The sequence below is a fragment of the Pseudomonas syringae genome (genome assembly GCF_001698815.1).
In the GTDB taxonomy this organism is placed as follows: domain Bacteria; phylum Pseudomonadota; class Gammaproteobacteria; order Pseudomonadales; family Pseudomonadaceae; genus Aquipseudomonas; species Aquipseudomonas syringae_A.
Genome location: NZ_LGSI01000068.1, coordinates 177,635 through 190,109, shown reverse-complemented (window position 1 = coordinate 190,109; position 12,475 = coordinate 177,635). Strand labels below are relative to the sequence as shown.

The following is a 12,475-nucleotide window of genomic DNA, read 5'->3' as shown; positions in this document are numbered from 1 at the left end:
TAAAAGGCGACCATCAAGTCGCCTTTTTCACATCAGTACTCTTTGCATCACTTCGAATTGGCGCCCCAGATCCAGTTCCACATCCCCGGCAAATGCACCGGCTCGTCACCGTTCTGCACCGTGCGCGCCAGCGCTGCACGCAGCAACGTCGGCTGGTCATCGTAAAACGGCTTTTCGGCAGTCCTCACCCCTGTCGCCTTGGCGCTGTCCAGCAGGATCTGAAGGTATTCCCGAGCGTGTCGGGCTGAATAGCGATTCAAGTCATGAAAGGTCACCACCACGGGGACCACGCCATCCACGGTGGGCAATTCACCGGCAGCGATGCGCTCGCGAACTTCGGAAAGTTGCCTGAGCATATTGGCGCGCCTGCGCGGGCTGGCATTGAAACCCCAGATCTTGCCGTCGTTGGCGCTCACGTCGGTCAGCAAAACGTGCATGCCGTGCTGCTCATAAGCGGCAAAGGTGCGTTTGTCGTAATTCCAGAACGGCGGGCGGACCAGCGCAGGCGGCGCGCCACTGATCGCAGCGATGGCAGCACCGCCTGCGCTCAGGGATTGCTCAAGCGCTTCAGGCGACAAGGACCGATGATTGGTGTGCCCGGGCGTTGCGGTATGAAACGCCAGGATGTGCCCTGCCGCGTTCTCCCGATGCATCACCCGCTGGCCGCGCTCGCTGCCGCCTGCACGGGCAGCGCCGGTTTGCACGAAAAACACGGCTTTTATATCCGGCTGCAGTGGGTTGTTTTTCAGGCTGTCCAGAACCGTCAGGGTTGGATTGGAGAAGCCCGAGGCGCTTGGGCCATCGTCAAAGGTCAGCAAAAAACGGATCGGAGCTTGTGACTGAAGACGTTGGGAGGTCTCTGCGGTCAACGGAATCGGGGCGGAAATACAACCGGCGAGGCTCGCCAGCATGGCGAGCCCGGTTAAAGCGGTGACGATACGTCTCATTGATCTGTTGTTGTCCGAGTGACTGACGTTAATCGCCATGGAATACCTGGCGCACAGTCTACTGGCCTCTTGCCGTCCCCGCATCCGCGTTTATCACCGGATCTGACACCACAATAGCGTCGACCGTCATGAACCGGCGGCTGACGGTGCCGTACAAGGTCCAGCCGAGCATGGTGACGATACCGCCCAGCATCATCGCGTTGGCTCCGGCGCTGTACAGCGCGTAATAGCTATACGCCGCAGCGATATAGGCAATCGCGTTGGTGAACATGGCATCGCGAGGCGTAACGCCCGCGACCTTCTGCATGGTCATCAGTGCTGCCATGGACATCAGGTATGGGACGAGGTTGGTGACTACCGCCAGATTGACGATCATGTCGAACTGCTTGCTCAAGTCCGGGCTGATGGTCATCAGCGTCAGCGCCACCTGGCAGGCCAACAGCACCAGCATGCCGACGATGGGCACATCCTTGGCGGTGGTTTTGGCGAACAGTTTGAGGAAGTAACCCACATCTGCAGAACTCTTGAACACCTGGGCGATGGTGAACTGCCAGCCCAGCAGCGAACCGATGCAGGCGATAACCATCAGACCCATGATGATCTGCCCCACGATGGGGGTGAACATGGTGGCGAACGCCAGGCCAAACGGTGCATTGGAGGCTGCCAGGTCCATGTTGGGTACGATTCCGGCGATCACGTTGGTGGACATGATGTAAATCACCGCCGAACCCAGGGTGCCACCCAATACGGCGATCGGCACATTTCGCTCCGGATTTTCCACCGCATCGGTGTTGGCACACGCGGATTCAAGGCCGAGAAACGCCCACAGGGTGATCGAAATGGAGGCGCCCACGGCTTCAAGGAGTGGCATGTCATGGGGATTCCAGGCCGCAACGTACAGAGATTTGTCGAACCAGAACCAGCCCAGGACCGAAACGCCCAATACCGGAATGACCACGCCCCAGATGGTGACATTGCCGATTTGACCGGTAATCCGCGCGCCACCGAAGTTGGCCACGGTGGTCAGCACCAACAGGCCGGCGGTGGCCATGGCGACGCCAATCGGCGTCAGCGTCATGTTGAACAACACCGTCGCATAGCCCACGGCAGTGATTGCAATCGCCACGTTGGCAATCAGCAACGATACGCCATAGGTGTAGTTGGACATGAAGTTGCCGGACCGGCCGAACGCATATTCGGCATAACCGCCCATGCCGCCAGGCTTGCGGCTGAACCGTCCGCACTTGGCAAAGGCATACGCCAGCGCCAGGGAACCCAGTGCGGTGACGATCCAGGAAAAGATCGAAATCGTCCCCACTTGCGCCAGCTTGGACGGCAACAGGACGATCCCCGAGCCCAGCATGTTGATCGCCGTCAGCACCGTTAGCTGGACCACGTTCATTTTCTTGACTGCGCTAACCATGTTGCACTCCTGCGCCTTTCGCAAGGCGCGGTATTCCAGTGAAAACGCCAGCAAGAGATTGCTGTCGCCCCTCAAGATGGATCATTGCTTGATGACATACCCGTAGGCGCGGGTTCGGCCATCTTCTTCTACGCGCAGATACACACCCTGCAACTCGGGGTTGAAGCCAGGGAAGTGATTGATCGCATCTTCGAGCGCCAGGAAGTATTCCAATACCGGGCCTTGCCATACCTCGCCGGGTACCACGCAGAGCAAACCCGGCGGATATGGCAAGGCGCCTTCGGCAGCGATCCGGCCCTTGGCGTCCTGCAAGGCGATCAATTCGCAATGCCCGCGTACAAACTCCAGATGGGCATCCCGTGGATTGAGGACAATCGGCGGCATGCTGGCCTTGCGGAACATCTCCTTCTGCAACCGTTTGACGTCATGGCGCACGTACAACTGGTGCATCTCACGACACAGCTGGCCGATGGTGTAGCCGTGGTAACGGACCTGATTGGCCTGATACAAGTTGGGCAGCACTTCAGCGAGCAGCGCATCGTCATGAATGAAGCGCTCGAAACGCGCGATCTGCGCCACCAGGTGCTGCATCTTCGCTTTGCCTTCAGCGGGCGTCAGCAGGAAGAGAATGGAGTTCAGGTCGCTCTTTTCCGGCACGATGCCGTACTGGCGCAGGAAGGTGGCCAATATCCCGGCATGCACGCCAAATTCGGTATAGGCGCCGGTGACTGCATCAATACCCGGCGTGGTGAACAACAGTTTGCACGGGTCGATGAAGTATTGATCGTCGGTATAACCCTCGAACGCATGCCAGCGCTCATCGGGGTGAAACTTGAAGAAGCGCAGATCGTTGGCGATCACATCCGTCGAGTAGTCCTGCCAATAACGGCCGTCGATGGTTGGCGGCACAAATGGGCGAATCAATGTGCAGTTGTCCATGACCAGCTTGCGCGCCTCGATGCCAGCATGGACGCACTCGCTCCACAGACGCAGGCCGCTGCGTCCGCTGTGCATGCGGGCGTTGACGTCCAGCGAGGCGAACAGCGGGTAAAACGGGCTGGTTGACGCCTGAGCCATAAAGGCATTGTTCAGACGATGGTGATTGCAGTAGCGATCCTGACCTTTGATGTGGCGGTCTTTCTTGTGGATCTGCGACGCCTGGGAAAATCCCGCTTGTTGCTTGTGGATCGACTGGGTCACGAAGATGCCGGGATCTTCCGGGCCCAGTTCCAGCAGCATCGGCGAGCAGTCTTTCATCATCGGGATGAACTGCTCATAACCTACCCAGGCTGAGTCGAACAAAATGTAGTCACACAAATGACCGATGCGATCCACCACCTGGCGAGCGTTATAGATCGTGCCGTCGTAGGTGCCCAGCTGGATGACCGCCAGGCGGAACGGCCGAGGCTCATCGGCTTTATGTGGCGCGACGGTGCGCAGCTGTTCACGCAGATAGTCTTCGTTGAAGCAGTGGGCGTCGATACCGCCGATAAAACCGTAGGGGTTGCGTGCGGTTTCCAGATACAGCGGGGTCGCGCCGGCCTGGAACAATGCCCCTTGATGCACAGACTTATGGTTGTTGCGGTCGAACAGCACCACGTCGCCCGGAGTCAGCAAGGCATTAGTCACCACCTTGTTGGAGGCTGAGGTGCCATTGAGCACGAAGTAGGTCTTGTCGGCGTTGTACACCCGAGCCGCGCGCTTCTGTGCTTCCAGCGGGGCGCCTTCATGGATCAGCAGATCGCCCATCTCGACATCGGCATTGCAGCGGTCGGCGCGGAACAGGGTCGGGCCGAAGAATTCGACGAATTGCCGACCGGCCGGATGTTTGCGAAAGAACTGGCCGCCTTGATGACCCGGACAGGCAAACGTCGAATTGCCACGCTCCACATAGTGTTTCAGCGCACCGAAGAATGGCGGCAACGAGGCTTCTTCATACTGGCTGGCGGCGGTTTCGAGCTTGTCGCCATAGAACTGCGCATCATCGACGCCCAGGTCGAACACCCCGCTGATTTGCAGCAGCACATGTTCGATGCTCGGCAAGTTCTCCGGGGTCAGTTGGTCTTTGGCAGTGACCGCGAAAAAAATCGGGATATCGAACCCGGATGTGCGGATGACTTCCAGCAGGCCGTTGCGGACGTCTTCGGCACTGATGACCGCTGCCGCGATGTCGGTCAGATCGGTTTCGTTGAACTCCAACACGGTACGCGAGGTGGCGAAGCTGCTGCGGCTGGCGAGACTGGCAGCAATTTTCAAACGATTCACTGGGTAACCTCTGTTACGTATGGGGTGGCGTTCGGCGTTGTCAGGCAGCGGACCTTATAAAGACCCTCCTCCACTTCCACGCCATGGGTGTCGTGGGTGAAGCCTGGGAATCGATGATCAAAGGCTTCCAGAGCCTTGAGATAACCAAGTAACGGGCCGTCTGCGGGGCCGGCGTTTTCGCCGGGCATCAGTAACGGAATGCCAGGTGGATAAGGCACCACGCCAGTGGCCACGGTGCGCCCCGCCATCTGCTCCAGGCTCACTACTTCAACGTTGCCGCGCACCAGTTGCTCGTAAGCGCGCACCGGGCTCAAGTCCGGAACCGGCAAGGTAGAGAAACCCCGGGACATCGCAGCGGTGGTGTCCAGGTGCGCCATGCTGGCGAACATGGTTTCGCACAGATCGCGCAGGCCCAGACCGCGATAGCGCGCGCCATGCGCAGCCATCAGGGCTGGCAGCACCACTTCCAGCGGCGCGTTGTTATCGAAGTCACGCTTGAAATCGAGCAAGGCATTGACCAGCGTGCCCCACTTGCCTTTGGTCACGCCGATGGAGAACAGGAACAGGATGGTGAAATCAGTGGTTTTCTCGGCGACGATGCCTTGCCGATCCAGATACGCCGTCAACACCTGGGCAGGAATGCCCTGCCCGCTCATGCCGCCGCCCGCGAGGATGCCAGGCGAGGTGATCGAGACCTTGATCGGGTCCAGCAGGCAATAACCGTCTTCGATGTCGCCAAACCCGTGCCAGGGAGCATTGGGCTTGAGGACCCAACAGGCGGGTTCGCTGGCCAGCAGATCATCACTGGCGGTATGAAACGCGATGTCTTTGCCTTGCGCGGGATCGAACACGGTATCCGGCTGCCAGACATTGAAGAACCACTCGCCCTTCTCCAGGAACTCAGCATTGAGGCGCGCCAGCATGCGCCTGAACGAGACCGCCTCGCGGATCGAATCGTCGGTCAAGGCCTTGCCACCCGGCCCCTCCATCATGGCGGCGCTGACATCATTGGACGCGATGATCGCGTAATTGGGCGACGTCGAGGCATGCATCATGAACGCCTCGTTGAAACGTGCGTGATCGATGGGGCGACGGCCATCGCGGATATGAATCATCGACGCCTGGGACAGTGCGGCGAGCAGCTTGTGTGTGGACTGGGTGGCGAAAACCGTCGGCCGGTCGGCGCCGTGGCTGGCAGGTTCGCCATGCATCGCAAAACGCTCGTGGTACATCGGATTGAAACGCGCGTAACCAAACCAGGCTTCGTCAAAATGCAATCGGTCAACGCTCTCGCCCAGCAGCTCCTCGACCCGGCGCACGTTGTAGCACAGCCCGTCGTAGGTCGAGTTGGTGATGATCGCGTGCATCGGTGTCGGATCGATGCCGTTGTGTACCAGCGGATTATTGGCGATGGATTCGCTGATGTAGCTGGCGCTCAGACGTTCCGGCGGAATCGGCCCGATCAAGCCGTAATGGTTGCGCGACGGGATCAGATACGTCGGGATCGCGCCGGACATGGTCATGGCGTGTTCGACCGACTTGTGGCAATTGCGATCACACAGCGTCACCTGGTCGCGGGTGACGCTGGCCATCAGGATGACCCGATTGGATGTCGATGAGCCATTGGTGACGTGGTACGTGCGATGGGCGCCGAAAACGCGTGCCGCATACACTTCGCTGGCGCCGATGGGGCCGGAATGATCGAGCAGCGATCCCAGTTCGCCGACGGAAATCGACAGATCGGAACGGAACAGGTTTTCGCCAAAATAATCGAAAAAAGCCCGCCCGGCCGTGGACTTCAGGAATGCCGTCCCACCGGTGTGTCCCGGCGTATGCCACGAATATTCATACACCTGGGAGAACTTCACCAATGCCGAGAACATGGGTGGCAGTACCGCTTCCCGATAACGCTGGATGGCCGCGACGATGCGCCCGCCAATAAACGCGATGGTGTCCTCAAGTAGCCAGATAAAGTCATCGGACTTCTGCATGGCTTCAAGGGGGACAGTGGCGGCACTGCTGCGATCAGCCAACAGGAAAATAGGCAGGGCTTCACTGCGGGCGCGTACTGCATTGAGCACCGTCATGGCTTTTTCGTGACCATCGTCCAGGTCAAGGTCCCAGTCCAGCAGGACGCATTGCACCATGGGATCGGCATTGATGATGGCGATGGCGTCCAGCGCACTTTGCGCGAGAATCACTTCAACCTGGCGCTGTTCCAGCACCTCAGCCATTTCTCTGACGGCCCTGCCTGCCGCTGTCAATGCCGTAAGGTCTTCATGAATGAGCAGGGCTTTCATACCCAAGCGAGCTTGTTGTTTACGAGGCATTTTAAAACTTCCTGTTCTAAGAGCGCATGACATGGCTATCGATTGCGATGGGCAATCTGAAAACTGACTTTGCGGAGCATCGGGGAAGTTGATTTGTTAATGACGGGGTGAATAGAAGACGAATGAAACTTGCAGTGACAGCAGGGGGTGGTAAACAAGGGTAGTCGGGATATCGAAACTTTCACTGATGCCGTGCCTTTTCTGAACGAGCAGGTGACGGGAAGATTTAGATAATGAGGGGCCATATGGCAGGGTCGGGGCTGGCGAGCGGCTATTTTTGCAGAGTCGCAAACTCGGGAATTGATCTAAATCAATGCTCAGGACCGGACCACGGACGGTCCAGGGTTTGATGCCGGTCGTCTGGAACTCATCGCTTTTTATATAAAAATGAATTTTTTCCGTTTGATTCCGCTCAGATGACTGGGAACAACGAAAATGGATCCAACGTTGCAGTGCTCCCGGATATTTAATGTGCAGGCTGAGGGAACCAAAATGACTCAATCACCGCAGTACGAAGAGACCCGATCTACAATGAGTCTGGTGCTTGTTGTTGAAGATGAGCCAATGATTCGGGACTTCGTATGCGAAATCCTGGCTGAAGAAGGGCTGAAGACCAAGGCGGTCGAGAACGCTGACGAGGCTGTCGATTACCTCAATGCGCACGGCCACGAGGTCGCCTTGCTGCTGACCGATGTGCGCATGCCGGGCAGTATGGATGGCATTGCCCTGGCCAATCTGGTTGGTGAGAAATGGGCCGACATACCTATCGTGGTCATGTCCGGACACGGTACGCCTGGCAGCGATCAGATCAAGCCTGACGTGCTGTTCATCGCCAAGCCCTGGACGATTACCCAACTGCTCAACGGTGTAATGGCTCAACTTGACCGGGCCAACACTCCCCTGGATTCGATCAGCAGCACACCTCGTTAATGCACTAAGCCTGTTGCGCCCTATGCCGCGAGGTACTTGCCCGCAACCAGGCCGTGCGTCCCAAGACCTCATTTAAAGTCACGGCTGCGAACATCCAGCCCGGCAAGCAGCGGTGTCAGATCGAACAGGCGCTGGGCAATTACATGCCGCACGCCCTTCTGCGACTCCAGCCGCCCGAACACCTGCATCAACCTGGAACCCACCAGAATCTTGCGTTGACGTTGAGCCAGGTCGAGCCAGACCACGACGTTGATCATGCCGAACTCATCTTCCAGGGTAACGAAAGTCACGCCACTGGCAGTGCCCGGACGCTGGCGGCCCACCACCAGCCCGGCCACACTGATCATGCGTCCATGCTCAAGATCGAGTAGATCGTGGGAACTGTAAAAACGTTTGGCGGCCAGTTGGCGACGCAACATAGCCAGGGGATGAGGGCCCAATGTGGTTCCGGTCATGGCGTAATCGGCAAACACATCCTGCGCCACCGTCGGTAAAGGCAAGGCGATTTGCGTCTCTTCTACCGTGTGTTCCGGGCCAAACAGCGGGCGTTGGGCTTCGACTCCGGCGACTTCCCAGCGCGCGCGATGGCGATGACCGATCAGCCCACGCAACGCGCCAGCGTCGGCCAATGCCTCCAGCGCACGGTTATCCAGCGCTGCACGCAGGCTCAGATCGGTGGCATCGACAAATACCCTGCTCGCCCTGGCCGACTCGATATGTCGGGCATCTTCTTCACGAAAACCGCGAATCATGCGCATGCCCATGCGAATCGCAAGGGTTCGGTTGCGCTCCTGATGTTCGACAGGCTCCAGTGAGCAGTCCCAATCGCTGTAGCGCACATCCACTGGGCGAATTTCGATGTGGTGACGCCGCGCGTCCTGAAGAATCTGGTCGGGACTGTAGAACCCCATGGGCCAACTGTTGATCAGTGCGCAGGCGAACGCCGCCGGTTCATGACATTTGAGCCAGCAACTGGCGTAAGTCAGCAAGGCGAAGCTGGCAGCATGGGATTCCGGGAAACCATAACTGCCAAACCCCTTGATCTGCTCGAAAATCCGGGTGATGAACGCCTGCTCATAACCATTGGCCTTCATCCGCTCAGCCAGACGCAGGCGGTGTGGCTCCAGCCCGCCATGACGCTTCCAGGCCGCCATGGAACGACGCAGCTCATCGGCTTCGCCGGGGGTGTAATCGGCCGCCAGGATCGCGACTTCCATGACCTGCTCCTGGAACAGAGGAACGCCAAGAGTGCGCTCGAAAACCTTTTTCAGTCTTGGTGGGTAAGTGATCGCTTCCTCATTGTTGCGCCTGCGCAGGTAGGGATGAACCATGTCGCCCTGAATCGGCCCCGGCCGGACGATGGCCACTTCGATGACCAGATCGTAGAACTTCATAGGTTTGAGGCGCGGCAACATGGCCATCTGCGCTCGGGACTCGATCTGGAATACCCCGATGGTGTCTGCCCGGCCGATCATTTCGTAGGTGGCAGGATCTTCCTCAGGCAATGACGCCAGGGTCCATTGGTGACCTCGGTAAGTGCGCACCAGATCGAAAGTGCGCCGCAACGCGCTGAGCATGCCGAGGGCGAGGATGTCGACCTTGAGCAGACCCACCAGATCCAGATCATTTTTGTCCCACTGAATAATGGTGCGTTCGGCCATTGCCGCGTTTTCCACCGGCACCAGGGTTTCCAGCGGATGCTCGGAAATGACAAAACCGCCAGGATGCTGCGATAAATGCCGGGGGAAACTGATCAGCGTGTCCGTCAATGCCAGCACACGCCGCAAAATCGGCGCCTCGGGGTCAAATCCGTTTTCGCGCAGACGCTCCGCAGGAGGCATTTCATCGCTCCAGCGGCTGAAACACTCCGCGAGTGCATTGATCTGGTCCGACGGCAAGCCCAACACCTTGGCCACATCACGCACCGCCCCAGTGCCGTGATACGTACTGGCCACGGCCGTCAGTGCCGCCCTGCCCCGGCCGTAACGCTTGAAAACGTACTGCAAAACCTCCTCGCGGCGCTCATGCTCGAAATCCACGTCAATATCCGGCGGCTCGTTGCGCTCCCTGGAAATGAACCGCTCGAATAGCAGATTGCTCTTTTCGGGATTCAATTCGGTGATGCCAAGGGCGAAACAGACCACCGAATTGGCCGCAGAACCCCGACCTTGGCACAAAATGTCGCGACTGCGCGCAAAGCAGACGATGTCGTGGACCGTAAGAAAGTAGCTCTCGAACTTCATTTCACCGATCAGCTGCAATTCCTTCTCGATCTGCGTCCGGGTCGCTGGCTTCAGCCCTTGAGGCCAGCGCTTGCGGACACCTTGCTCAGTCACCTCCCGCAACCATGAACCCGGCGTATGTGCTGCCGGCACCAATTCGTGGGGATATTCATAACGTAACTGGCTCAAGTCGAAGGTGCAGCGCGCCGCGATCAACAGCGTTTGCGCCAATAACTGCTCGGGATACAGCTCAAGCAAGGCGCTGCGCGGACGCAGGTATCGCTCACCATTGGCGAACAGCCGATGCCCGGCCTCGGCCACAGTGGTGTGATAGCGGATGGCTGTCATGGTGTCTTGCAGGGCACGACGTCCACGGGCATGCATATGCACATCGCCACTGGCTACCAGCGGGATATTCAACTTGTGCGCCAGTGCCTGGAGTTGACCGAGTCGCTGTCGATCATCCGGGCCACGATGCAGTTCGACTGCCAGCCACGTTGCATCGGGGAATATTTTTGCCAACCACTGCCCGTGGTCCTGAAGCGTTGCCGCTGGCAATTCGAGATCCGGCAGCCATAACGCCAACAGGCCGCTGCCCGTTCCCGGAAAATCTTCACGCAACGACAGGTACTCACCTTTTTTGGCTCTGCGCCGGGCCAGGGTTATCAGCCGGCACAGCGCCTGATAGCCACTGAGGTTTTCCACCAGAAGCACGATTTTGGGGCCGTCGACGATGCTGATCTCACTGCCGATGATCAACGGCAGATCGCTATCCATGGCCGCCTGCCAGGCGCGCACGATGCCGGCCAATGTGCATTCATCGGTGATCGCCAGAGCCTGGTATTCGTGCTCTTTGGCTCGCTGGAACAATTCTGCGGCGCTGGAGGCCCCGCGCTGGAAACTGAAGTTCGACAGGCAATGCAGTTCAGCATAAGGGCTGTTCATGCGAACCAGCCATGCAGCAACAGGTCGCCGCCCTCACCCACTGTTCGATAAGCCCAGCCACGCTGACCTGTGCGGGTTTCGACCAGGAAATAGTCGCGCCGTACGTCGCCGCCATCCCACCAGCCAGACTCGATACGCTCCGGCCCGGCAAGGATTCGCGTACCCGCCTCTGGCAGCGGTGATGGCTGACTCAGCAGCCAGCCGGGACGCGGCACTTTAGGCTGTGAAAGCCTGACCCTGGTTTCAGGGTCCGCTTGCCAGGCACATTCGGGCCGGTGATCGGCGCGCAGGCGAAGACCATTGACTGATTCATCGCCCAGCCGGGCGCGTAGACGTTCGCGTAATTGCTCCCAAGGCAGTGATTGCTGGGGGCGTTCATCAAACAGCTCCCGATGAGCCGGAACAAATGGCGGCAAATCACGGGCGTGCAAGCGCACCGCACGCACCGGGGAAGGCACCTGAATCTGCTCCAGGCGGCCGCGCGCCAGTTCAAACAGCATGGCGCCATCGCGTTCTGCGCTGAGCAGTCCGACCGGTACCAGCGTGTCAGCCCCTTCGACATGTTCCAGATGCAAAGTGAAACGCTGGACGCCACTGTCACGTCCGCCGAGAAACATCGCCAGATCGGAAACCAGCCGTTTGAGGGGAAATAGCAAGGCCTGATGAGACTCGACGTCAAAATTCAACTCGATACGCACATCGAAATAGTCCGGCGGCGTATAGAACTCCAGCGCCACTGGCCGCTCACCGAGCAAGGTATCCAGATGCTGCAGGACCTGCGCCGGAAAACGCCGGGCCAGACTGTTACGTTGCAGTCCGAGAACCTGCTGTAGGTTGCGCAGGCCCATACGCGTGAAGGCCGTTGCGGTTTCGCGGGTCAGGCCGATGCGATCCACCGGCATCTGCTCGAGGGCGTGTCGCAAGCTCTCGCTGCAGGTGACCGCCAGTCCGTCATGAACATTGGCCAGCATTCGCGCAGCCACCGGATTGGGCGCCACGACGATTCGGTGGGAAAACCCCAAAGCGTTCAACTCGGCACGCAACCGGGCTTCGAACACTGGCCACGGTCCGAACAAACCCAGGCTTGATTCGACTTCCATCATCAATACACGCGGGTATTTCAGACTGACTTGCGAGCTGAAGCGATACGCCCATGCTGCCAGCAAACGCTGCCAGCGCTCGGTTTCCGCCGGGTCGAATTCAGCGGTAACGAAATCGCGCGTCATGGCATGGGCACTGGTCAAGGATTGACCGGGCCGCAGCCCCAAGGCTCGGCCGGCAGGATTGACCGCCTGCAATATCCGCCGTTGCGGCGTGCCGCTCAGCAGCGCCAGCGGTTCATCGGCATTGGTGCGGCGGCGCATGACGCCGTCGAGCGCCAGTTGTGGCAGCAAGACACAGGCCCACAACATA

Annotated in this window: 7 protein-coding genes; 1 reads left to right on the top strand and 6 read right to left on the bottom strand. The window is 58.9% G+C overall.

Annotated elements, in window-relative coordinates; all coding sequences use genetic code 11:
• Positions 1–47 precede the first annotated feature (47 nt).
• The 4 genes from AFK24_RS24375 to AFK24_RS24360 form a co-directional block, all read right to left on the bottom strand.
• Complete coding sequence (locus AFK24_RS24375; protein WP_065835664.1) at positions 48–947, bottom strand: polysaccharide deacetylase family protein; 900 nt, start codon at positions 945–947, stop codon at positions 48–50.
• 58 nt (positions 948–1,005) lie between these two features.
• Positions 1,006–2,370, bottom strand: a complete 1,365-nt coding sequence (potE, locus tag AFK24_RS24370) for a putrescine-ornithine antiporter (protein WP_065835663.1) — start codon at positions 2,368–2,370, stop codon at positions 1,006–1,008.
• 81 nt (positions 2,371–2,451) lie between these two features.
• Positions 2,452–4,635 carry an ornithine decarboxylase gene (locus AFK24_RS24365; RefSeq protein WP_065835662.1) on the bottom strand — a complete coding sequence of 728 codons (2,184 nt, stop codon included), beginning with the start codon at positions 4,633–4,635 and terminating at the stop codon, positions 2,452–2,454.
• On the bottom strand, positions 4,632–6,965 hold the full coding sequence (locus AFK24_RS24360) for an Orn/Lys/Arg decarboxylase N-terminal domain-containing protein (protein ID WP_139110570.1): 2,334 nt from the start codon (positions 6,963–6,965) through the stop codon (positions 4,632–4,634). The genes AFK24_RS24365 and AFK24_RS24360 overlap by 4 nt, the downstream gene beginning before the upstream one ends.
• Before the next feature lie 492 nt (positions 6,966–7,457).
• Here AFK24_RS24360 and AFK24_RS24355 point away from each other — a divergent pair, with 492 nt between their 5' ends.
• Entirely contained in the window at positions 7,458–7,895 is a 438-nt protein-coding gene (locus AFK24_RS24355) for a response regulator (RefSeq protein WP_065835660.1), read from the top strand.
• Positions 7,896–7,963: 68 nt separating this feature from the next.
• On the opposite strand, the gene AFK24_RS24350 is transcribed toward AFK24_RS24355, so the two are convergent.
• Both AFK24_RS24350 and AFK24_RS24345 read right to left on the bottom strand, forming a co-directional pair.
• The gene (locus AFK24_RS24350) at positions 7,964–11,062 is read right to left on the bottom strand and encodes an error-prone DNA polymerase (protein ID WP_065835659.1); all 3,099 of its coding nucleotides are present in this window, start codon (positions 11,060–11,062) and stop codon (positions 7,964–7,966) included.
• Entirely contained in the window at positions 11,059–12,474 is a 1,416-nt protein-coding gene (locus tag AFK24_RS24345) for a Y-family DNA polymerase (RefSeq protein ID WP_065835658.1), read from the bottom strand. The genes AFK24_RS24350 and AFK24_RS24345 overlap by 4 nt, the downstream gene beginning before the upstream one ends.
• Position 12,475: the final 1 nt, after the last annotated feature.